We start from the raw sequence: 23726 nt of genomic DNA on the forward strand, positions 1-23726 counted from the left end.
GCCTCTTTCTGGTTATATAAGCTCTCTTTTAATGCACTATTTACTAATTTTTTTTCTACATCATTTTGCCACTGGCGTAAATCCAACGGTAATATGGGTAGTGAAAAATTTTCTTTTGGTGATTTTTTTAATGTGGGGGTTTTTGGCGACTGAAGGCCAGCAAAGGGATCAATAATAATATTAGTGAGTACGTTGTCGCAGGTTCCATGACGATAAACTGAGCGTTCAACAACATTTTTTAGCTCACGAATATTACCTGGCCATGAATAATCTAAAAGCACTTGGCGCGCACTATCACTAAAACCAGGAAAAAAAGGTAAACCTAACTCTTGGCACATTGAGATAGCGAAGTTTTCAGCAAGCAACATAATATCTGCACGTCGCTCTCTTAATGGCGGGAGTCTAATAACATCAAACGCCAATCTATCGAGTAAATCGGCACGAAATTTACCTTCTTCCGCCATTGCGGGTAAATCTGCATTTGTCGCGCAAATAAGCCTAACATCCACATGCAGAGATTGACTTCCCCCAACGCGCTCTAAATGACCATACTCAATGACGCGCAGAAGCTTTTCTTGCACAAGCATGGGAGCAGTCGCCAGTTCATCAAGAAAAAGAGAACCTCCATCCGCACGTTCAAAACGCCCTTGATGGCGATTTCTAGCACCAGTAAAAGCGCCTGCTTCATGACCAAAAAGCTCAGAATCAAGTAAATTGTCATTGAGCGCAGAACAGTTGATTGAAATAAAAGGTCCTTGCCACCAAGGAGCAAGATAGTGTAATCGATGAGCGATCAACTCTTTGCCTGTACCTCGTTCACCAATAATTAATACAGGCTTTTTTAATTGAGCAAGTGCTGAGGTTTGTTCTAATACATCAATAAATTGACTATCAACGCCGATTATTGTCTCTAAATTCTCATTCATTGGTTAAATTCACCATATAGAGGTATTTTTTACCAGTCTATCAGGTGTTCGAAAAATAGGCGAACAATATAAATTACCTATTATTAATAGCTTAAGTGAATTTTAAAAGTTGGCACGCAAATTGTATTAACTAAAGTATGCCGGCGTTACGACAGTGCGCCATTACTGAAATAATTTAACGTCACTAATTAGCATAGCTATTAAGGATAACATCATGGGTATATTTTCACGTTTTGCTGACATTATTAATGCCAATATCGCTTCTTTATTAGATAAAGCGGAAGATCCTGAAAAAATGATCCGCCTAATGATCCAAGAAATGGAAGATATGTTAGTTGAGATCCGTACAACTTCTGCACGCACTTTAGCTGAAAAGAAAGGATTAGAGCGCCGTATCGAACAAGCTGAAAAACAGATGAAAGATTGGCAAGATAAAGCAGAGTTAGCTCTTATCAAGGAAAAGGAAGATTTAGCTCGTGCAGCATTAATCGAAAAACAACGTGTAGCATCAGTTAATGACACATTGAAACACGAACTGATTATTATTGATGAAACGCTAACTCGTTTAAAAGGCGAAATTAGCGAATTAGAAAACAAGCTAACTGAAACACGCGCAAAACAGCAGTCTTTAGTTGTGCGTCATCAAGCAGCAAATTCATCTCGCCAAGTTCGTCGCCAATTAGACAGTGGTAAAATGGATGCAGCAATGGCGCGTTTTGAACAATTTGAACGCCGTATTGACCATATGGAAGGTGAAGCTCAAAGTTATGGTTTAGGAAAGGAAAAATCTTTAGAGCAACAGTTTGCTGAATTAAAAGCTGATGATGAAATTAGCGCGCAATTAGCGGCATTAAAAGCTAAAATCAATATCAATAAAGAGTAACAGCAAGCGTAATAACCATCTTATAAAGGATATGTAATGGGCTATATATTTCTGGGAATACCACTGACAATTTTCGTTTTATTTATTCTCCCTATTTGGTTGTGGTTGCACTACAACAGTCAGAAAGGTGGAGGTAATGTTCAGTTAACCCATCAAGAAATGCAGCGACTGAGCGCGCTGGTGGATAAAGCTCAGCAAATGCAGGAACGCATTAAGACGTTAGAACAAATACTTGATGCAGAACATCCTAACTGGAGGCAATCACAATGACGATGCAAAGCAAACAATTGTATCGCTTGCCACAAGAGGGCATGATCCGTGGTGTATGTGCTGGGCTTGCCCATTATTTTAATATTCCTGTTTTGCTTATCAGGGTTATTGCGGTGATTGCGCTGTTTGCTGGTTTTTTCGGTTTAACTATTGTTGCTTATTTTGTTTTAAGTTTCTTCATGGAGCCAGCTCCTGCTAATTACCAGCAAGGTGAAAATCAGCAAGAGAGCTTAAAAGACATTTTAAGCGGGGTAGATAATCAATTGATGCAAGGTGAAAAACGTTTACAACAAATGGAACGTTATATTACTTCTTCTACTTATCAGTTAAATAAACGTTTTCGAGATTTGTAATATTTTTGCCATTTAATCTGATAAGACGCTCCATTTTAGGAGCGTCTTTCTTTCAGCCCGTTTATCTTTTTCAACGCTTGTATTGTGAGAGAATAAAATTTCTGATTGAGGAGCCTATTGTGAATTTCAATCAAGTATTCGTTTCTTTAAAAACAAATAAACTCGCCCAATTAGCCAAAAAAGGGTTAACATTTGGGTTAATGTTATTCACTTTATTTGGGCCAGCCGCAATCACAGGCGGTATATTAAAACGAGTAAGTAGCAAACCGTTACGTTGGCTGGTTCTATTGATAGCTGAACCTATTATCAAAGCAGGTTTTAATAAGCTATCGCGTCAAATGTCTTGGGAGAAACATGAAACGCCTACAAAATGAACTTACAGCTTTTATTAATCGTGGTGTTGATAGACATCTTCGTTTGGCCGTAACTGGATTAAGTCGAAGTGGTAAAACAGCATTTATTACCTCTTTAGTTAATCAACTTATTAATGTGCATACAGGCGCGCGTTTACCACTATTTTCGGCTGCACGAAATAAACAACTACTAGGTGTAAAACGCATTCCTCAACATAATTTAAATATTCCTCGTTTTACTTATGATGAGGGAATGGAATCTCTTTATCATACACCGCCAAGTTGGCCCGTTCCTACAAAAGGGGTCAGCGAAATTCGTTTACAACTACGTTATCGCTCGAATGAATCTTTAACACGTTTTATAAAAGAAACATCTTCTCTTTATTTAGAAATTGTTGATTACCCCGGCGAATGGCTATTAGATTTACCTATGCTTGAGCAAGACTATTTTGAATGGTCAGAGCAAATGAATAAGGTCAATCGCCAAAGAACATCACCAGAACAGCATTGGCAATTACTCCTTAAAAAATGTGATCCTTTTGCGCCAGCTGATGAAACGTTATTAGCTGATATAGCCTCCGCTTACACAGACTATTTATTATCGTGCAAGGAAGAAGGGCTTCACTTTATTCAACCTGGACGTTTTGTATTACCTGGTGAATTAGCAGGAGCACCTGTTTTGCAGTTTTTTCCTTGGGCTGATTTGCAACAATATGATATTGCTAAATTAAAGAATGCAGATAAACGCACTAATATTGGTATGCTAAAACAGCGTTATGAATATTATGGACAGCATGTTGTAAAAGGTTTTTATCGTGATCATTTCCAAGGATTTGATAGACAGATTGTTTTGGTTGATTGCCTACAACCTTTAAATCAAGGTGCAGATGTTTTTAATGATATGCGCCAAGCATTAACACAATTAATGCGCAGTTTTCATTATGGAAAAAGAACTTTACTTAGACGCTTATTTTCACCTTGTATCGATAAACTTCTGTTTGCAGCCACAAAAGCCGACCATATCACGGTTGATCAACACGAAAACTTAGTGTCATTGCTTCAACAGCTTATTCAAGACGCTAAACAAAATGCTATTTTTGAGGGGATCAGTATAGATTGCATGGGACTAGCTTCTATTGCGGCAACTGAAAGTGGGATTGTTGATCATCATGGCGAAAAAATACCAGCCTTAAAAGGTTTTCGTTTAAGCGATAACACACCATTAGTATATTTTCCCGGTGAGGTTCCTAAGCGATTACCTGAAAAAACATTTTGGGAAAAACAAGGGTTTAGTTTCGAATCTTTTAGGCCGCAACAAATATCAAGAGATAGTGCGGTTCCTCATATTCGTATGGATAGTGCAATGGAGTTTTTGTTAGGGGATAAATTAAAATGACGGAGCCATTAAAATCACGAATTGATTTTAAAGAACCGATACTTCAAGAAGAAATCACCTTGAAAAAAGGTGTTGGCTTTAATGAAAATGAGCAATTTTTGCCTATTGATCCACAATTGGATGAAGAGAATGAAGGGCAATTAGAAGGTGATGTTCAATCAATTTTAAAACCGAAAAAAAGTCTCTGGAAACGTTTATTAACGATTGCAAGTACCATTTTAGGGATCAGTGTTATTGCCCAAACGGGACAGTGGATTTATGACTCATGGGCAAATTCTGACTGGATTGCGTTGGGTGCAGCCAGTGCGGGTGGGTTAATTGTTGTTGCTGGGATTGGATCAGTGATAACAGAGTGGCGCCGTATTTATCGTTTACGTCAACGGGCAGATGAAAGAGATAAAGCAAAAGAGTTACTTTATAGCCATGCGATGGGGAATGGTCGGCCATTTTGTGAAAAACTCGCTAAACAAGCGGGTATTAGCTCACAACACCCTGCATTAATTCGTTGGCAAAGTGCATTACACGACACCCATAACGACAAGGAAGTATTAGAACTTTATAGTCAACTTGTTCAACCTATTTTGGATAAACAAGCTAGAGCTGAAATTAGTCGTTCTGCAGCAGAGTCAACCTTAATGATTGCTGTCAGTCCGCTGGCAATGGTTGATATGGCTTTTATTGGTTGGCGTAATATTCGTTTAATTAATCGTATTGCAGAAATTTACGGTATCGAATTAGGTTACTATAGTCGTCTAAAACTCTTTCGCCTTGTTCTAGTCAATATCGCATTTGCGGGTGCGACAGAACTGGTTAGAGAAGTTGGAATGGACTGGCTTTCACAAGATCTTGCAGCACGATTATCAACAAGAGCCGCTCAAGGTATTGGCGCAGGTTTATTAACAGCGCGTTTAGGAATAAAAGCAATGGAATTATGCCGTCCTTTACCTTGGATTGACGATAATAAACCTAAGCTAGGCGATTTTAGAAAAGAGCTAATTGGAAAATTAAAAAATACTATTGGTAGTAAGAAAAAAGAATAAATTATTATTTTCACCTTTTAATAATTTTAAATAAAAACCGCAGAAGTCATTCCGCGGTTTTTTTGTATAAAGATTGGCAAAGTGTTATTTATATAAAATAGCCCTAATAAGAAAGATGATAAAATATTATTTTAAAATAAGTCATCAAATGCTATAAAGTATTTTTATAATTTTATTACTAATAATGTTATTGTTTTAAATGGGAACTATCGTGATAAAAAATTTTAAAAAGAGTCAATTTTTACAAAATTTGAGATGGTTGTAACTATTTGTATATAAAGATTAATATGTTTTCCTCTAGTGAAATATTTGTAATTTTAATCAAAATATTCCTTTTTTGAAAGAAAATAGTCTTGAGTTTGGTTTAATAAATAGCGTTAAATGTTACCGCAAGAATGTATCGCAGACCTATTCTATTAATATATTTTCAAACATCTAATTTGTAAGTTATTCGTTATTTAATAAACAGAGACGGTTTTTTATTTATAAAAAATAGAAAATAGTTAATAAATAATTATTCTAAGAAGGTTAAAAAATGAAAGAAATACAAATTTCAGTAATAAAAAAACTCTCTAAATCAAGACGTCAACTCTACCTGAGTTCAGAGTTTAATGTTTCAAACATTGACAACCAATTAAGTATTTTAATCCCTATTCTTGATGAAACGATCAGTGAGATTAAAAAAAGACAATATCAAAAGCAACCTAAGTCATTTCAAATAAAAGAGATATCCCAATTTTTTGAATATCTGACTGAGTCGGATAAGAAAGAAAAGGCAATAAACGCATTAGAGTATCTCCTCTTTTGTTTTGATAATGGATGTAAAACTATCAAAAAGGTGATCCGTCGAGAATTAAGCCCTTTGGTAAAGGACGTGGAATATCTTATCGATTTTGAACTAAAAAAAATAATAAAAACCTCTTCATTTTCGTTATTCGGTTTTTTTAAAGCATAAATAATCTTGCTTAAAAATTAGGAGATTGATTTAGTTGTGTAAAAATAAATGCTAGTGGTGTCAACCTTTGCTGACAATCCTCTTTATTTCGTTGATATTTATGTATAATATCTAGAATTAGTTCAGGGTCACTCAGTATTAAGAAGGTTTATAATGCGTTTAGAGGTCACTTGTGAAGATCGCATCGGGTTAACCCGTGAATTATTAGATCTGCTCGTATTAAAAAATATTGATTTGCGTGGAATTGAAATATTCCCAATTGGTCTTATTTACCTGAATTTCTCACAGATAGATTTTAATATATTTCAGCCTCTTATGGCGGAGATACGTCGAATAAATGGTGTTATTGATGTACGTACTGTTGCATTTATGCCATCAGAGCAAGAACATCGTGCAATTTGGACATTATTAGAATCTGTTCCTGTACCTGTTTTTTCTATTGATACCAAGGGTAAGGTCAAATTACTTAATCCTGCGACAAGACAGCTTTTTGGTTTATCTCCAGATGATCACGCTGAGAAAACATTTAACCAATTTATCCCAAATTTTAATATTCATCGTTTTTTAGAACAAAAAGAGCACTTTATTCAAAAGGTGCCTATTACTGTGAAAAAACAGAATTTTGAAATGGAAATAGTCCCAATTAAACTGACAGACGATAACCAATATAATCATTGCGTTGGGGCTTTTGTTTTACTGAAATATAATGAAATTATTTATAATTACCCTAGATTAGTGACTAACGATCAAAGTGGGTTTGACCAAATTATTGCCGTAACACCTAAAATGAAGCAGCTTATTACTCGTGCAAAGAAAATGGCAATAATGAATGATCCATTGTTATTAGTGGGTGAAACAGGTACAGGAAAAGATTTATTAGCAAAAGCCTGCCATTTACTAAGTAGCCGTTTAAGATATCCATTTCTTGGCTTAAATTGCGCTTCAATGCCTGATGATGTTGTTGAAAGTGAGTTATTTGGCTATGCAGCTGGTGCTTATCCTAATGCCATTGAAGGAAAAAAGGGCTTTTTTGAGCAAGCTAATGGCGGTACTGTTTTACTTGATGAAATCGGTGAAATGTCACCGCAGATGCAGATCAAACTTCTACGCTTTTTAAATGATGGAACGTTCCGTCGAGTGGGTGAAGAAGAAGAAGTGAATGTAGATGTGCGCATTATTTGTGCTACTCAGAAAAATTTGTGGGAATTAGTACAAAAGGGATTATTTAGAGAAGATCTCTATTATCGCTTGAACGTATTAACATTAACATTACCGCCATTAAGGGAAAGAAAGGACGATATCATTCCGTTGGCAACTCATTTTATTAATCAGTACTGCCAAGAACAAAAGGTGGGTGTCCCGTCCATTTCTACTGATTTCTCAAATTATTTAATGCAATATTCTTGGCCAGGTAATATTCGCCAATTACGGAATACTGTTTATCAAGCAATGGCACAGTTAGTCGGAAATACATTGCGTGTTCAAGATATTACGTTACCTGAGCACATGGATGAAACATTATTTGATGAGAATCTATTAGAAGGCTCGTTAGATGAAATGACAAAACGCTTTGAAGCTTCGATTTTAACGCGTTTATACCGTGATTATCCAAGTACACGTAAATTAGCGAAACGCTTAGGTATTTCTCATACCGCTATTGCGAATAAGCTAAGAGAATATAATCTTACGAATAAAAAGAGTGATAAGTCTGAAGAATAATTGAGTAGTAAGATTTTGTGCATAATAAAAATAGACGAGCATAATACTCGTCTATTTTTTTATCAGTATTATTTCAGTGCTTTTAACGCATCATCATAATTGGGTTCAGTTGTAATTTCATCAACCAACTGGGTGTAGATAACCATGTTATTTTCATCTAAAACAATCACTGCTCGGCTTGTTAAGCCAGCTAATGGACCTGATGTAATTGCAACACCGTAGTTTTCTTTAAATTCAGCACCACGCATTGTAGATAATGTCACAACGTTATCTAAGCCTTCCGCGCCACAAAAACGCGCTTGAGCAAAAGGTAAATCAGCTGAAATACATAAAACAACCGTGTTATTCAATTCATTTGCAACTTTGTTAAATTGGCGAACACTTGCAGCACAAACACCAGTATCTACACTTGGAAAAATGTTTAGAACTTTACGTTTACCTGCAAAATTCGCTAAAGAAACATCATTAAGATCTTTACCAACAAGAGAGAAATCCGCAGCTTTTTGACCTACTGCTGGGAAATTACCCGATAGTGCCACTGCATTTCCTTGTAAAGTAACTTGATGTGCCATTGTTGTTCTCCTTTATTAGTTGTCAGACTAACTGTTATTAATACTCAGTATTAACGATAATTCTCGTTAATGCTTAACCATTATTAAAATTTGCCACTATTGGCATAGTCATCACTAAAAACATAAAAATTTATAAAATATTTGTAATCAGTGATTGTGCCTTTTTATCAGGCTCTTATAATTGTGCAGTTTATTCTCATACAGATTACAGGACGAAACAGACATGCGCAAAATATTCGTCATCTCATGTGCACTTGTCGTTCAAGGATTACTCATATCGCAGATAAATGCGGCAGTAGTCCCCGCAGGAACGATACTCGATAAAAAGCAAGAAGTAGTTCGACATTTAAAAGATGAGCCAGCATCACTTGATCCTATTAATGCAGTAGGATTAACAGAAGCTCAAGTGCAACGTGATTTATTTGAAGGGTTGACGATAGAAGATGAGCATGGTCGTCCCATTCCGGGTGTTGCTCAAAGTTGGCGTACAGAAGATAATCGTGTGTGGATCTTCACTTTACGCGATAATGCCAAATGGTCTAATGGTGAGAAGGTAACCGCAACAGATTTTGTCTATAGCTGGCAAAGGTTAGTTGACCCTAAGAATCTTTCACCTTTTGCATGGTATGCATCACTTGCATCTATTGAAAATGCACAAAAGATTATTGATGGAAAATTAAAACCGACATCATTAGGCGTGGAAGCACTTGACGAAAACACGCTAAAAGTGACATTAGAACGACCAGTCTCATATTTTCCAAGTTTAACGACTAATTTTTCGTTATATCCTGTACCTCATCATAGCATTGAAAAATATGGCACTGAATGGGTTAAGGTTGGCAATTTAGTCGGAAATGGAGCTTTTGTTTTAAAAGATAGAGTCGTTAATGAGAAGATCGTATTAACGCCAAATCCTTATTATTGGGATCATAAAAATACAGTATTAACCAAAGTCACTTTTGTGCCGATTAATCATGAATCACATGCGACTAAGCGTTATTTAGCGGGTGATATTGATATTACAGAGTCATTCCCGAAAAATTTATATCATAAATTAATGAAAGATATTCCTAATGAGGTTTATATTCCTGACCAGTTAGGAACTTATTATTATGCTTTTAATACCCAATCGGGGCCAACAAAAGATATTCGTGTACGTAAAGCGTTAGCGATGGCAATAGATAGAAAAATTATCACTGATAAAGTATTAGGAACAGGGGAGAAATCAGCAAACCGTTTTACACCTGATGTAACGGCGGGCTTTACCCCAGAACCTACAATTTATGATGAATACAATCAAGATGAATTAGATAGTCAAGCTAAGATCTTATTAGCGGCTGCGGGATATGGCCCTCATAATCCATTAACACTCTCATTGCTATACAATAATTCAGAGAATCATCAGAAAATTGCTATTGCAGTTGCTTCTATGTGGAAGAAAAAGTTAGGCGTGAAAGTCGAATTACGTAATCAGGAATGGAAAACATATATTGATAGCCGAAATTCTGGGGATTTTGATGTTATAAGAGCATCATGGGTTGGCGATTATAACGAGCCTTCTACTTTTTTAAGCTTATTAGGCTCTAAACACGCTGGTAATATCCCTAAATACCAGAATAAGCAATATGATGAAATATTAACATTGTCTGGTATGACTATTGATACAAACGAAAGAAACAGTCTGTATAACCGTGCTGAGCAAATAATTGCTGAAGATGCACCAATCGCACCTATTTATCAATACACAAATGGACGCTTGATAAAACCGTGGTTAAAAGGTTATCCCATTGAGAACCCAGAAGATGTTGCTTATAGCCATACACTTTATATATTGAAACATTGATTCAATTCTTTATTTTAACATAAACAGAAAACACTCAATTTAATTGAGTGTTTTTTTATAGAAAAAATAAAACGATAGAGATGAAAAAGGTATTTTTACTTAATCCATATAAGATTTTTGCTGAAAATAGATAATGGATAAGTAATAAAAAAAGAAAAAATAACCCCTTTTAGAAAGGGGCGTAGCAAAATAAAGCAGGGTAACTTATTATCTAAATATAAATTATATTGTTAATACTTTCTTTGCACGCCTTTTATTGTATCTAACTGTTACAGTGATTAATAAAATATTTATAACAAAAAAATCCCTCTGTTATGAAAACAGAAGGAGACTCAAAAGGAATAAACATTGCAAGTAGGATGTTAATACATTTTTGCGACATTGTTTTGACTAATTGTGCAATTCGCTTGATGTTAAATATCGTATTTTTGTTTATTTGTAGTTATAAATTCTTAATTATAACAACAATTAATGCTTTTGTTATGGTGTTTGATGGTTTTATAAATGAATATATCTGTTTTTCTTTTTGTAAGTGTTAAATGACACTACAGATTGTCAACACGATTTAAAAACGATATCCCAAAGAGAGTTGTAAGGCATTTAATTCAATATGACGTTTATTAGCTGTGGAATCAGAATAAAGATAGCCCAAGCTAAATGAGATATCCTTAACAGGATTATAATCGATGCCAATTTGACCAATTACACTTGTTGTATTAATTACATGGGAATCTGTTGTATTTATTTTAGGATGATATTTATCTTCCTGATGCTTTAATTTATTAGGCCCCATTTGAGCATAAACAGAAATTTCAGGTGTTATTCTATAAGTTGGGCCGATTAATAGTCCTGTGGTTTTAGTTCGGTATTTTATTGTTGAAGGTATGGTAAAACGAGGATCAATAAAATGTTCTTTATGGTTGGCATTTAAACGTAGTAGAGAAATTAATATTCCCCAAGCATTTTCTGTTTCATAACGATAACTGATTATTTCACCTTTTGCTATGTCACCTTTTATTTTGCCATAAATATAGCCACCAGAGAGGGTGTGCGTCTTATCATAGGCATGTAATGTAGAGGAATAAGATAAAGCTAAACTAATTAAAATAAGGACTAATTTATTCATTATGGAGTTTCTATGTTGATGTGTAGAACACCATTTTTAGTAAAATAAATGTCGATTTCAATATTAATTGATTGAAATTACTCTTAAAAAAAGTTTGAGTGCTTATTTTTAAACTCAATAAAAAATCAAACTATTATAAATAGCTAATTATTAAATAGCATAAGATTTATTAATTATTTTAATGATGGTGCAATGAAATGATGAGAAATTACTTAAATAGAAGGGAGTAGAAATTGAGCGTAATAGGTAAAATACTCACAATAAGCTTTAATACCTATTGTGAGCCAGATTTTAGTACGATGTTCTACTTTTTATCTACAACTTCAATCAGTGTATATTTCACACTTGATGCATCTGCTGGTGGGTTAGGAATATCTGTAACATTAACTTTTAATGTGTATTCAGTGCCTGCTTTATATTCAAAACCGTCAATATTTTGATAGAACAGGGACCATTCTCCAGAAGGCAGCTCTTTCACCTTCATACACTTCATTGGCGCGACACCCACACAATCATACAGTTGTGAGTCCACTAGAAGCGTTTTTGTTGTTCCCGTAGATGATGTTGTATTTGCACTTTCAGTTGAAGTTGCATCATTGCATCCAGCCAAAAGCAAAAATAAAGGAATAGCGATAAATTTTTTCATATTGATGACCTTATTTTTAGGGTGCAACAAATGCATTAAAGAATATTTAGTATACACCAGTTAGATAGTTATTATAAATTACAGTAGGTAACTTTTTTCCTGAAAATAAAATAAGTTACCTGCTGTTGTTCTAAGTATTAATATACTAACGCAACTATCAGTATTTAATTTAGTGTAATAATCCTAAAGTAATAAAGATAATTAGATATTTTAGATAAATGAAACAAAAATAGTGCTGATATACAGTTAACTAGAAAAAAAGTATAGAATAATGGTTCAAAACATAGCGTTATAAAATGAAGGTAGATTAATCATATTTGACAGTTGAGTATTTAATTCAAGTATTACTTTTAAAGTAAAAGTTATGGAGGAAGCTAAGTGAAAACAATTAATGACTCTGTTATACAAGATTCAGATGCTATTTATACAGCACAACTTAATGGGCATGGAGGAGCAGCAGAAATCACGGCCGAGACGGTTGCAACAAATGAAAATCCATATTGGGTGCACTTAGATTACCGCAAGCCACAAAGTGCTCAATGGATACAAGAGACAGAATTACTTCCACCTATTGCTAAAGATATATTACTTGCAGAGAACGTCAGACCAAAAGCACAACGCATTGGTGAAGGTATCGTCATCAATTTGCAAACAATTAATAATAATCCTAATGATCGGCCCGATGAGCTTGTCGCTTTTAGAATTTATATTAACAGCCAAACAATTGTTTCAAGTCGCCACCGCCGAGTCAATTCTGTAGATTCTGTTATTCATACATTAGAACTTGGTAATGGTCCTGAAAATAGCGGTGATTGGCTAATTACAATGGCTGATGCAGTGACTGATGAAATAGGCGAATTTGTTGAGACGCTTCATGACCAATTAATTGAATTGGAAGATATGATCCTCGATCAACAAATACCAGCAAGAGGTGAACTTGCATTATTAAGAAAGCAGTTAATTGTTTTACGTCGTTATATGGCACCTCAACGAGATGTATTTTCAAGACTCTCTATTGAAAAATTACCGTGGATGAGTGATAGCGATAGAGTCACGATGTTAGAAATCTCAGAAAGACTTTCTCGACGTTTAGAAGATTTGGACAGTAGTATTTCCCGTACTGCGGTGATTGCAGATGAAATAACATCAATGATGGCAGATGCGATGAATAGACGTACTTATACTATGTCTCTAATGGCGATGTTATTTTTACCCACAACGTTTCTAACAGGGCTATTTGGTGTCAATTTAGGTGGCATACCTGGAAATGAATTTCCTTATGGTTTTACCATTTTTTGTTTATCTCTCTTTGTTTTGATTGTGATTGTTACTTGGTGGTTAAAGCGTAGTAGATGGTTGTAAAATTTCAGCAAATTAATCGTAACTAAATGGATTTAAAAAAGAATTCTCTAACCCTGTTTGAGATATATCAATTTTTTAAAATAGAACATCTGGCATTATAACTCTCGCAGGTGAATACAACGTTGAGCGATGAACGTTGTGCTCCATAATTGTAGTTTTTCTCATATTGAGTTCTTAATACAGAATAATTGACCATTATTACACCGATGTTTATTAACATCGGTTTTTTTTTGCTTAAATTTATTATTGGCGATTATTTAGTCATAAAAATCCTAAGCCCTGAATGCAAGGCTTAGGAGGGAGTGCATTATTTCACTTCAACAATATCGAGTTTGTTTTTGCTAAAGTCAGGGCGTTCATCATCTTCTTCTTGGAACATCACTGGAATGGCTGGAATATCGTCTTTATCAAAAGCTAAGTCGCCACCATTAATGACTTCATCACCATGCTTGATATTCACAAAATCAAATAATTGAGTATCACATAAGTGTGATGGGACAATATTTTGTGTTGCTCTAAACATGGTTTCAATACGACCAGGGTAACGCTTGTCCCAATCTCTTAGCATCTCTTTAATAACCTGACGTTGGAGGTTCGGTTGTGAGCCACAAAGATTGCAAGGGATAATTGGAAACTGCTTTGCTTGTGCAAAACGCTCAATATCTTTTTCACGAGCGTAAGCAAGAGGGCGAATAACGATTTGTTTGCCATCGTCACTCATTAATTTAGGTGGCATACCTTTAAGTTTTCCACCATAAAACATATTTAAGAATAATGTTTCTAAAATATCATCACGATGGTGGCCTAAAGCAATTTTAGTTGCACCAAGTTCTGTCGCTGTGCGATATAAAATACCACGACGTAAACGTGAGCATAAAGAGCAGGTTGTTTTACCTTCAGGAATAATATCTTTAACGATCCCATAGGTATTCTCTTCAACAATTTTATATTCCACACCAAGTTCATTTAAATACTCAGGTAAAATATGCTCAGGGAATCCGGGTTGTTTTTGGTCTAAATTGACTGCAACAAGTGAAAAATTAATTGGCGCACTTTTTTGCAGATTCATTAAGATAGAAAGTAGCGTGTAGCTATCTTTACCACCAGAGAGGCAGACCATGATTTTGTCGCCGTCTTCAATCATATTAAAGTCAGCGATAGCTTGCCCAACATCACGGCGTAAGCGTTTTTGTAGTTTGTTGAAATTATACTGCTCTTTTGGGATGCTCATTTTTTACGGTTCTATATCGTTGCTGATTATTCTGTAACTTGCTAACCAAGGCTTTGTTCTTCGCTGGATTGATGCCTTAACAATATGATAAATATATAAAATATCTTATAGGGTCAAGTAATAAGTTGTGTGAAAAACAAAGTTATTTATGGCAAGAAAATTGATAAGTCGTCAATGATACCAGATGGTAGGGTGGTTTCGATATAGATAACTACAGTTAAGCGATTTCAAGGCGGTAAAAAGTAAGAAGTAATAGCCTTATATAAACTGAATAAGGCTATAAACTTTTTGTATCACGTGGTGATTATTAATAGGTATAGACTTTAATAAGGTATCGTTGGTAGTTCACGTAAAATAGAGTTTTTTCTACGTTCAGCAGTCAATTGTGACAATTCATTATCAGAGACAAAAATTAAGGCATCTTGAGGACAAAACTCAACACAAGCAGGGCCTTGTTCTCTATGATTACATAAATCACATTTAACGATATCAATTTGAAATTGTTGACCAAGATCTAAACAATAAGTAGGTACCGAATGCGCCTTTTTCTCAAGTTCAATGGCGCCAAATGGGCAAGCTAAAAGACAAGCTCTACATCCAATGCAATTTTCAGGGTGTGTTTCGACAAAATTTTCACCACGCACTAATGCTTTTGTCTGACAAGCTTGGGCACAGGGTGCATCTTCACATTGATGGCAAACAGAAGCTGTAAATTGATGCATTAATTTAATAATGCGGATCCTTGGATGAAAATTCTTTTTATTGAGAAAATCATTTCCATCCTTTTCTGATGTATGACCGACTGAACAAACAACTTCACATGTTTTACAGCCAATACATTTTTTAGAGTCAATAACAATTTGGCTATTCATCTCAATACCTATTTATAGGGTTATATAACTTATAATATAATGTTTGATGATTTATTTTAGTAATATTAATCAAGATTATCTCTAATAAATAAGGTCAAATAATAACAACTAAATAAAAAAGGGGTTTTTAAACTTAAAATCAAATGAGAATGAATAGTATTTAATAAAATGATAGGAATAAGACTTTATAATATACGTAAATAATCGTAGATGAAAAAACGGCAATCTTATTTCGATTGCCATTTCTTTAATGGATATCTGTTATTAAAAACTATGATGATAATGTTGCTAATTTAGTTGCGAATCCCATAAAGAAAAGCCCGATAACACCATTACCCAGTTTTGCGATATTTTTACGTGAGCCAAAGAAACGAGCAAGGGCTACACCACCAAATATTAGAAAAGAGAGATAGATAAAACTAAACGCTTCAAGCATGGAAGCGAGAATTAAATAAGATAATCCGGTATGTGCATAATTAAAATCGATAAACTGAACAAAAAATGAAATATAAAATAGGATCGCCTTAGGATTGGTCATACTTAATGTAAGCGCTTTTCTGAAAACGTGTTTCTGTACCGTTGTTGTTTGTTCTGAATGTACTTTTTTGGAGAAAAAAGTCGCATGGATAATCTTTATTCCTAAATACAGGAGATAAAAAGCACCTAAAAAACGGACAATAGTAAAGAGTACTGGAGAGGCTTTTATAACAGATGCGACACCAATAAAGGCGAGAAAAATCAAAATGGCATCACCTAAAAAGACACCAAATGCAGCACGATAACCATCACTGACGCCACCTGATGCGCTTGTTTTTAGCACATAGAGTGTATTAGGGCCAGGAACGAGGATAATAAAAAACATGCCTGCGAGGTATGTCCAGATATTGAGTACACCAAATTGTTCAAGCCACACGTTAACCCCCAATCCTACTTTCTCTGTATTACTTAATGAATTGCTATTATATAAAGAGAATCCGCATTATTTAAATGCATATTTTCACTCATATAGAAGATAAATGTTTGATGCTTACTGCTTTCTGTTTGAAACAGCACTCTGTTATCACTTCAATGGATTACACTCTATTGTTAGCATTTAAAAAAGATGCCATTTTCTTATGTAAAGAGAGTAGATCTCTTAAGTTAACTCGATTATATTTATCTGTGTTTTTATACAGTATTTTGTATTGATCAATTACGGTAAGGGAAATGTGATGTTAAAAGTAATTGCTGAAGATTTTATTAAAACAGAAGCGATAGAAATTGTTTTACCTCTTTATCGCGAACTTGTTGAGGCGACTAAGAAAGAGCCTCTGTGTATTAGCTACAATTTATATGTTGATGAGAAAGATCCTGGTCACTTTGTCTTTATTGAACAATGGCCAGATCATACTGCGCTTGATGTGCATTGTGCTAGTGAACATTTTCAGCGATTAGTCCCTATGATTAATGCATATAAAAAAGCTGAGCCTAAATTTTTACTTATGGCGGATGCTTTTGATGAAAAATAAAGTAATAAAACTAGACTCATTTATAATGGGTACACTAAATAATAAGAAGTAAGGCAAGAGAGAAGGTGATGTTAGCGAAGTATATATCTCAAATTGTAAACCAAGAAGATAGCTATCAAATTTTAAGTACTCAGAATTTTTTGGATAACTTAACAGAAATAACCAGGGCAACTCATACTTGGTTATTTTCTGATGGTGTCATCTTGAAATGCACAGAAGAGATAGAAACAGAACACTATGATAATGACGCTCAATGTCCAGAACATTGGATAACTTGGGAAATTGTAGAGTCGAATAACAAACCGATTTCTCCTTGTAGAAAAGAATTTTTTAATTTATGCCAGCAAAGTTTTTGGTTAAAAATGCAACTTGCTAATAATGTATGATTAGTCGTATAAAAAAGCTACTTTATAAATGGCTTTTTTATACCTATTAAAATTAATAAAATAATTTATTTTAAATACCACTTTAAGCTTTTAATTAAATATTAATCAATGCTCCAGAGGTTAAAGTAAATTAATTTCACTTAGCGAGTGTTTTTTATTTTTGTTATCTCTAAAAATAGAATATCAATCGTGGTTTAAATCATATTTAAACTGCGATTGAAGTTAATGATAAATCAAAATTAGTCTTTTTCATAACGTTATGATCTTAATATTCCATTAATAATAGCAAAAAATAAGGTAAGTTTATTGTTGAGGCGAATGGTGTTTTAATTGTAGCTCTAATCATAAGATTTTCTTTATAAAATATTATAAATAACGTATTATTTATCAATAATTTTTATTGAGTATTGCACTCAATTTAATAAGAGAGCTAAATTCTAATTTAGTTCCATTTGTCTATCCTTTTTTATATAGAGAATAAAGATGAGTCGTAATTTATTTCTTTCTACTTCACTGTTAGCTATTTCTACACTTTCTTTTAATGCACAAGCAGCATTAGATAATACTTTATCCGTAGGTTATGCTCAGAGCTCAATTAAAGTGGGTGATTATAAAATCGATGATAAACCTAAAGGAATTAACTTTAAATACAATCACGAGTTTGATAATGATTGGGGTTTTATTGGATCACTGACGTACACAAAATTGACTTATAATTATTATAGCCGCTGGGGAAAAATTGGTTCAACTGAAATTGATTATGTTTCATTAACGGCTGGGCCTAGCTATCGTTTTAATGATTACTTTAGTGCATATGGTTTAATTGGGCTTGGTCACGTTAGCCAAGAAGATAAATATTATTATGTTAATGACGAATACAGCAAAACGTCTATGGCTTATGGGGTAGGCTTACAAATTAATCCAATCCCAAACGTAGCAATTGATGCATCTTATGAATATTCTAAATTAGATAATGCAAAATTTGGTACTTGGGTATTAGGTGTTGGTTACCGCTTCTAATTTTAAGCTAATAAATAATTTTTTAAAAGGTCACGTTATGTGGCCTTTTTGTGAATACAAATGTAAATGCATCACTATATGTAGGATATTAACTTATCAAAACTCATTTAATATACACTAAATGTGTGTTTTTTATTCGGGTCACTTGACTGTCAATAAAGGATCTTTAAGATGCCATATTTTATGGAGAGAGAATTATGTTAACTGTAATAAAAGCAGAATCTTCACACTATGATGAAATGATAGCAGTTTGGGAATCTTCAGTTAGAGCTACGCATACATTTCTATCTGAAGATATTATCTTCTCGCTTAAAAAAGATATTGTAGAACAGTATTTTCCTATGCTTAATACCTATATCGCGATAGACAATAATAATGTTATTCATGGGATCTTAGGCACAGCAGAAAATAAGTTAGAAATGCTTTTTGTCGATGCGAATTCTAGAGGGCATGGTTGTGGTAAATTACTTACAACTTTCGCGATAAATACATTGCATATTGATGAGTTAGATGTAAATGAGCAAAATCCTCAGGCAATTGGCTTTTATCTTTATATTGGATTTGAGCAAATAGGGCGTTCAGAATTAGATGGACAAGGCAATCCTTTTCCATTGTTACATTTAAGATTAAATAAAAATAAGTATAAATACTAAATAAAGGAATATTAAAGATAAAAAATAAGGAGAAAAGTGAAAGTTCTCTTTTTATCTTGTGCAAATAATAATTATTCACCCAAGTTTGATTTATATCGTGATAAACCTTCTGCTTTAATGAAATAATTTTTTCATAATTAAATAGATCTAACACAACATTGGAATAGTTATGAAAAAAGCCTTAATTGTTATTTTATCTTTATTTTTACTACCCGCTTGCTCTGAATCAAGAGAAAATAAATTTATTGAATATTGTATGGATACATTAAGTGTCTATAGTAATGTGAGTAAAGATCAATGTTTGTGTTTTTATAATGAAGCAAGTAATAAATTTTCTTCAACTGAAATAGATAGAATGGTCAAATCACCACCAATAAAACAAGACAGTACACTTACAAGAGAGGGCACAATGTTTTTAACTATTGCTCATCCATCTAAATGCTTTGAGTAACAGATATTACGCGTAATAACTAATAAAGAATAAGTCGTAAATTAAGTTACTTATACTGAAGATCATCGCCTCTAAACGCAAATACCACAAAATTGATAAACCCATCGCTATAAATTGAATATATTATTACTGTTTTTATATACAGTTAGTTGTGGGTTTATCTTTATTGTGAATCGAGAGGAAATTATGTCAAAGCTTCGCTTATCTTACCCAAAACTCAGTCCTAAAGCTTATGCTGGCTTAATTCAATGTAAAACTGCACTAGAAGGTAGTTCACTGGATATAACGTTGATCGAGCTTGTTTATTTAAGAGTGTCTCAAATCAATGGCTGTGCTTTTTGTTTAGAGATGCACAATAATTCGTTGCGTAATCATGGTGTTGCTCAAAATAAGTTAGATGCACTAAATGGTTGGCAAGTGAGTGAACGTTTTACTGATAAAGAGCGAGCTGCATTGCTATGGGCAGAGGTGGTCAGTAATATTTCAGCAAAAAGTACGGATGATAATATTTATCAGCAGGTTAAAGCGTATTTTACAGATACAGAAATGAGTGATCTGACATTGGCAATTGGATTAATGAATGCCTTTAATCGTATCGCTGTGAGTTTGCGTCAGTAATTAGTATTATCTACGCAAATCATATGCCCCAAATAATGATCAAGAGAAAAGCGCTGATAGGGCGCTTTTGATTTTATTTGCTTAATTTTTACCAGAGGTATTGCATGAAAGGTAAATAAGCAAAAAATAAAGCAATGAGTATAAATAAGATACGAAATAACGTTTTTTTTGTTTTTATTGTGGCATAGAGCATGACGATAATAATAGCTACGCAGATATACCAGTAAAAGGCACCCAAGAAAGCTAAGGTAAAAATAGTATCAATAATAAAGTGACTTTCACTCATTTTATTTCTCTCTGAAATAAAAAATCACCTGCTAAAATATAAGCAGGTGAAGATTAAGTGATTATGATTTCCAAATAATATGGAACATAGGTTGTAATGGATCGCGACTAATCAGGACTCGACCAAAAATATCATCAATATCGGAATCATCATCTGGAGCAAGGCCAATAATCACTTCGCTAAAACGGGCTGATGTGACAGGTTGGCCAACAATAAATTGCCAATCATTACCTAATGGAACCACTTCAGCTGCGCCTCTTTCTTCAAATTGCAGGTTAAAGAGTAATTGGTCTGCAACATCTAAATTATCAGCTGCTTGAGCTAAAAATAGATCATAAGCTTGTTCTAAAGCATCGTCTTCACTGATTAAGGTTGGTTCATTCATGGTAATGCCTGTCTATTATTCCAATAATTATCGCGTTGTTTGTATAGCATTTTTGCTCATTTAGCAAAATATTCTATTGCCTATTTTTATTACCTTCTTGATTATAACAGAGGGCTAAAGAAATAGCAGATGCGCTCTAATACACGATTTAAGAAAGGGCGCTTTTCCCATTCGTCTAGTGTCAATTCTGTAGAGCGAGCAATATAATCATATTGCACAATGCTTAAATCACTTCCGAAGCCTTCATCATCAATGACAACAGTGATTTCAAAGTTTAACCATAAGCTACGCATATCAAGGTTAACTGAACCTACCATACTAAGTTGTCCATCAACCATCACGCTTTTTGTATGTAATAAACCATCTTCAAATTGGAATATTTTTACACCAGATTCCAGCATTTCTGTAAAGAATGAACGGCTTGCCCAACGTACTAGGAAAGAGTCATTACTGCGAGGAACAATAATACTCACATTAACACCTCGCATCGCCGCGGTTGAGATTGCATGGGCAAGATCATCGCTAGGTACAAAATAAGGTGTTGTGAGCACTAATTCTTTTCTTGCGGAATAAATGGCTGTAATTAAGGATTGTTGAATAAGCTCGTCAGGAAAGCCAGGGCCTGATGCGATAACTTGTGTTGTATGACCACTTTCTTGCTCACAAGGCATAATATTGTCATCAGGAGGAGGTGGTAAATGGCGTTCACCTGTTTCCATTTCCCAGTCAAAGGCATAAATCATCCCTAATGTGGTAGAAACGGGACCTTCCATTCTTACCATAATATCAATCCATTGACCGACACCGGAATCTTGTTTGAAATAACGAGGATCGACCATATTCATACTCCCTGTGTAGGAAATATAATTATCGATCAATACGATTTTTCGATGTTGACGCAAATCCATGCGGCGCAAGAAGAAACGGAATAAATTAACATGCAGTGATTCAACAAATTCAATACCCGCGGCTCTCATTGCGTCTGGACCTTTGGTACGAAAGAAGTTCCAGCTTCCAGCTGAGTCAACCATAACTCGACATTTTACACCGCGTTTAGCGGCTCTGATTAAGGCGTCGGTTACTTCATCGACTAAACCACCTGATTGCCAAATATAGAAGACCATTTCAATGTTATCACGAGCGTTATTAATATCGCGTGTAATTGAATTTAGTGAATCTTCACAGGTGGTTAAAAGTTCAATTTTGTTACCTTTAACACCTTTAATACCTTGGCGTTTAGCGGTTAATTGGAAAAGAGGAGTCGCAATATCGCTCGTACTTGTAGCAAAAATATGCTTACATTTCCTCAAGTCTTCAAGCCACGCAACAACAGAAGGCCACATCTGTTTAGCATGTTCAACGCGTCGTTTTCCTAGGTGTAATTCACCAAAAGCAAAATACGCAATAACCCCGACTAATGGCAGAATATAGATGATCAATAACCATGTCATTGTTGATGTAACTGGTCGTCGATGCATTAGGACACGAAATGTGACCCCCGCAATTAATAGCCAATAGAAGAAAAAGGTTAGCCAACTTAATACAGTATAAAATGTTGTCATAGTAGAGCTATTTTCCGTTGAAAATGAATTGCATGGATAAGCTGAAGGCAATTTACTAAAAATAGTTCATTATTTTTGTTATTTGCCGAATGTTGCTATTAAATCAGGATTATTATCTCTGTCAAATCTCTTTCTTAAGAGATAAGCATCAAATAAGCAATAAGATACAACTCTTTATTCATTTTTTCTTTGTGAGAAATGCTTAAATAATGGATGAAATTCAAGCAAATCATAAATCACCCCTTGGATCACAAAATGAACGTCTTATAATAGTCCACTTATTCGAAAAAATAGGTGCTGATAGCATGAGACACAGTAGGACTGAAGTAGCTCGTTGGCGGATGATGAGACAAGCTATACGTAAACGACGTCGATGGTTAGAAGGGCAATCTCGTCGTAATTTCCGAATTTATAAACTGCGTAAACTTGATACTTCTAGAAAACATAGAGCACTTTTATTTGTACAACACATAGAATGGAACTCATAATTTCACTTTTTAACAGTTAATATCAATCATTTTGTTAAACGTTATTGAATATGATTGCTATTTGCATTTAAACTAGGGGCATATTTTTTCTTTAGGTGAAATAAGATCAGTTATGCGTTGGAAGCTTTGGGTACTCATATCACTTTGTCTACATGCCTCACTTGTTGCGGCTGCGATGTTATATGTTGTCGAAGATAAGCCAGTTACACCTGAGCCTATCTCTATACAGATGTTGGCATTTGCAGCAGATGAGCCTGCAGGCGAACCAGAGCCTGTGGTTGAAGAAGTCACTCCTCCAGAACCTGAGCCAGTTGTTGAGCCAGAACCCGAGCCAGAACCTATTCCTGATGTAAAACCTATTATCGAAAAACCAATAGAGAAAAAACCAGAACCAAAACCTAAGCCTAAACCTGTGGATAAACCGAAACCGCCTGTTGAGCGACCACAACCTTTAGTTGTTAATAAAGGTAATGATCTCAAAAATCTTAACCCGACGGCAAAGCCAAGTGATAAAGGCGATGAAAAACCGGTTGCAGTGGCAAGCAGTGGTGAAGGCAAAGTACCCAATGCAGTACGCCAAGGTTTACCTGAATATCCTCAGAGAGCAAAAGCCGTGGGTATTGAAGGATCTATAAAAGTACGTTTTGATGTTGATGCTGATGGGCGAGTAGATAATGTAGAAATACTTTCTGCTGATCCTAAGAATGTATTTGAAAGAGATGTTAAAAGAGCGATGCGTCAATGGCGTTATGAAAAAATTCCTTATAAAGGAAAAGTGGTTCTCATTGAGTTCAAAATGACAGGGGTATCAGCAAGCTAATT

At 34.6% G+C, this 23726-nt stretch carries 27 protein-coding genes; 18 read left to right on the forward strand and 9 right to left on the reverse strand.

Features of this window, described 5'->3' with window-relative positions; genetic code table 11:
• The coding region (gene pspF / locus ACWPWK_RS00005; RefSeq protein ID WP_454208105.1) for a phage shock protein operon transcriptional activator at positions 1–926 on the reverse strand (926 nt) is incomplete at its 3' end.
• Between the two features lie 214 nt (positions 927–1140).
• Between pspF and pspA the strand changes: the two genes are divergently transcribed.
• From pspA to tyrR, 8 genes are all read left to right on the forward strand, one after another.
• Positions 1141–1809, forward strand: a complete 669-nt coding sequence (gene pspA, locus ACWPWK_RS00010; RefSeq protein WP_109372403.1) for a phage shock protein PspA — start codon at positions 1141–1143, stop codon at positions 1807–1809.
• 36 nt (positions 1810–1845) lie between these two features.
• A complete protein-coding gene (gene pspB, locus ACWPWK_RS00015) occupies positions 1846–2079 on the forward strand; it encodes an envelope stress response membrane protein PspB (protein WP_023582319.1) in 234 nt (77 codons plus the stop codon).
• Entirely contained in the window at positions 2076–2432 is a 357-nt protein-coding gene (gene pspC, locus ACWPWK_RS00020) for an envelope stress response membrane protein PspC (RefSeq protein WP_109372402.1), read from the forward strand. The genes pspB and pspC overlap by 4 nt, the downstream gene beginning before the upstream one ends.
• A gap of 119 nt (positions 2433–2551) precedes the next feature.
• On the forward strand, positions 2552–2806 hold the full coding sequence (locus ACWPWK_RS00025) for a phage shock protein PspD (RefSeq protein ID WP_109372401.1): 255 nt from the start codon (positions 2552–2554) through the stop codon (positions 2804–2806).
• Positions 2787–4181, forward strand: coding sequence for a YcjX family GTP-binding protein (locus ACWPWK_RS00030; RefSeq protein WP_109372400.1), 1395 nt, complete (start codon positions 2787–2789; stop codon positions 4179–4181). Before ACWPWK_RS00025 ends, ACWPWK_RS00030 begins: the two co-directional genes overlap by 20 nt.
• The gene (locus ACWPWK_RS00035) at positions 4178–5221 is read left to right on the forward strand and encodes a YcjF family protein (protein WP_109372399.1); all 1044 of its coding nucleotides are present in this window, start codon (positions 4178–4180) and stop codon (positions 5219–5221) included. Before ACWPWK_RS00030 ends, ACWPWK_RS00035 begins: the two co-directional genes overlap by 4 nt.
• A 535-nt stretch (positions 5222–5756) precedes the next feature.
• Positions 5757–6176, forward strand: coding sequence for a hypothetical protein (locus ACWPWK_RS00040; protein ID WP_244313560.1), 420 nt, complete (start codon positions 5757–5759; stop codon positions 6174–6176).
• A gap of 153 nt (positions 6177–6329) precedes the next feature.
• Positions 6330–7895, forward strand: coding sequence for a transcriptional regulator TyrR (gene tyrR / locus ACWPWK_RS00045; protein WP_109372398.1), 1566 nt, complete (start codon positions 6330–6332; stop codon positions 7893–7895).
• Positions 7896–7963: 68 nt separating this feature from the next.
• Here tyrR and tpx read toward each other — a convergent pair whose 3' ends face one another.
• A complete protein-coding gene (gene tpx, locus ACWPWK_RS00050; protein ID WP_109372397.1) occupies positions 7964–8467 on the reverse strand; it encodes a thiol peroxidase in 504 nt (167 codons plus the stop codon).
• A gap of 223 nt (positions 8468–8690) precedes the next feature.
• Between tpx and ACWPWK_RS00055 the strand changes: the two genes are divergently transcribed.
• The gene (locus tag ACWPWK_RS00055; RefSeq protein ID WP_109372396.1) at positions 8691–10310 is read left to right on the forward strand and encodes a peptide ABC transporter substrate-binding protein; all 1620 of its coding nucleotides are present in this window, start codon (positions 8691–8693) and stop codon (positions 10308–10310) included.
• Positions 10311–10875: 565 nt separating this feature from the next.
• On the opposite strand, the gene ACWPWK_RS00060 is transcribed toward ACWPWK_RS00055, so the two are convergent.
• Both ACWPWK_RS00060 and ACWPWK_RS00065 read right to left on the reverse strand, forming a co-directional pair.
• Entirely contained in the window at positions 10876–11436 is a 561-nt protein-coding gene (locus ACWPWK_RS00060) for an Ail/Lom family outer membrane beta-barrel protein (RefSeq protein ID WP_109372395.1), read from the reverse strand.
• A 304-nt stretch (positions 11437–11740) separates the two neighbouring features.
• Positions 11741–12082 carry a DUF4377 domain-containing protein gene (locus ACWPWK_RS00065; RefSeq protein ID WP_109372394.1) on the reverse strand — a complete coding sequence of 114 codons (342 nt, stop codon included), beginning with the start codon at positions 12080–12082 and terminating at the stop codon, positions 11741–11743.
• A gap of 378 nt (positions 12083–12460) precedes the next feature.
• On the opposite strand from ACWPWK_RS00065, the gene zntB reads away from it, so the two are divergent.
• Positions 12461–13444, forward strand: a complete 984-nt coding sequence (gene zntB / locus ACWPWK_RS00070; protein ID WP_109372393.1) for a zinc transporter ZntB — start codon at positions 12461–12463, stop codon at positions 13442–13444.
• Positions 13445–13751: 307 nt separating this feature from the next.
• Here zntB and ttcA read toward each other — a convergent pair whose 3' ends face one another.
• From ttcA to leuE, 3 genes are all read right to left on the reverse strand, one after another.
• The gene (gene ttcA / locus ACWPWK_RS00075; protein ID WP_109372392.1) at positions 13752–14675 is read right to left on the reverse strand and encodes a tRNA 2-thiocytidine(32) synthetase TtcA; all 924 of its coding nucleotides are present in this window, start codon (positions 14673–14675) and stop codon (positions 13752–13754) included.
• 323 nt (positions 14676–14998) lie between these two features.
• On the reverse strand, positions 14999–15547 hold the full coding sequence (locus tag ACWPWK_RS00080; RefSeq protein WP_109372391.1) for a 4Fe-4S dicluster domain-containing protein: 549 nt from the start codon (positions 15545–15547) through the stop codon (positions 14999–15001).
• A gap of 271 nt (positions 15548–15818) precedes the next feature.
• Positions 15819–16460: a leucine efflux protein LeuE gene (leuE, locus tag ACWPWK_RS00085; protein WP_109372390.1), complete on the reverse strand. Its 642-nt coding sequence runs from the start codon at positions 16458–16460 to the stop codon at positions 15819–15821.
• A 298-nt stretch (positions 16461–16758) separates the two neighbouring features.
• Between leuE and ACWPWK_RS00090 the strand changes: the two genes are divergently transcribed.
• The 6 genes from ACWPWK_RS00090 (at position 16759) to ACWPWK_RS00115 (ending at position 20183) form a co-directional block, all read left to right on the forward strand.
• On the forward strand, positions 16759–17055 hold the full coding sequence (locus tag ACWPWK_RS00090; RefSeq protein WP_109372389.1) for a putative quinol monooxygenase: 297 nt from the start codon (positions 16759–16761) through the stop codon (positions 17053–17055).
• A 68-nt stretch (positions 17056–17123) separates the two neighbouring features.
• Positions 17124–17441 carry a hypothetical protein gene (locus tag ACWPWK_RS00095; protein WP_109372388.1) on the forward strand — a complete coding sequence of 106 codons (318 nt, stop codon included), beginning with the start codon at positions 17124–17126 and terminating at the stop codon, positions 17439–17441.
• Positions 17442–17924: 483 nt separating this feature from the next.
• On the forward strand, positions 17925–18461 hold the full coding sequence (locus ACWPWK_RS00100) for an Ail/Lom family outer membrane beta-barrel protein (RefSeq protein WP_109372387.1): 537 nt from the start codon (positions 17925–17927) through the stop codon (positions 18459–18461).
• A 197-nt stretch (positions 18462–18658) separates the two neighbouring features.
• Entirely contained in the window at positions 18659–19114 is a 456-nt protein-coding gene (locus tag ACWPWK_RS00105; protein WP_109372386.1) for a GNAT family N-acetyltransferase, read from the forward strand.
• A gap of 169 nt (positions 19115–19283) precedes the next feature.
• Positions 19284–19565, forward strand: coding sequence for a putative periplasmic lipoprotein (locus ACWPWK_RS00110; protein WP_109372385.1), 282 nt, complete (start codon positions 19284–19286; stop codon positions 19563–19565).
• A gap of 186 nt (positions 19566–19751) precedes the next feature.
• Positions 19752–20183 carry a carboxymuconolactone decarboxylase family protein gene (locus ACWPWK_RS00115; RefSeq protein ID WP_109372384.1) on the forward strand — a complete coding sequence of 144 codons (432 nt, stop codon included), beginning with the start codon at positions 19752–19754 and terminating at the stop codon, positions 20181–20183.
• 347 nt (positions 20184–20530) lie between these two features.
• Here ACWPWK_RS00115 and ACWPWK_RS00120 read toward each other — a convergent pair whose 3' ends face one another.
• Both ACWPWK_RS00120 and cls read right to left on the reverse strand, forming a co-directional pair.
• Entirely contained in the window at positions 20531–20860 is a 330-nt protein-coding gene (locus tag ACWPWK_RS00120; protein ID WP_375165166.1) for an HI1450 family dsDNA-mimic protein, read from the reverse strand.
• Positions 20861–20955: 95 nt separating this feature from the next.
• A complete protein-coding gene (gene cls / locus ACWPWK_RS00125; RefSeq protein WP_109372382.1) occupies positions 20956–22416 on the reverse strand; it encodes a cardiolipin synthase in 1461 nt (486 codons plus the stop codon).
• Positions 22417–22721: 305 nt separating this feature from the next.
• Here cls and ACWPWK_RS00130 point away from each other — a divergent pair, with 305 nt between their 5' ends.
• Together ACWPWK_RS00130 and tonB are read left to right on the forward strand one after the other, a co-directional pair.
• On the forward strand, positions 22722–22904 hold the full coding sequence (locus ACWPWK_RS00130; protein WP_036913581.1) for a YciY family protein: 183 nt from the start codon (positions 22722–22724) through the stop codon (positions 22902–22904).
• A 112-nt stretch (positions 22905–23016) separates the two neighbouring features.
• The gene (tonB, locus tag ACWPWK_RS00135; RefSeq protein ID WP_109372381.1) at positions 23017–23724 is read left to right on the forward strand and encodes a TonB system transport protein TonB; all 708 of its coding nucleotides are present in this window, start codon (positions 23017–23019) and stop codon (positions 23722–23724) included.
• The last annotated feature ends 2 nt before the right edge of the window (positions 23725–23726 follow it).

Source organism: Proteus sp. Marseille-Q3619 (assembly GCF_965283115.1).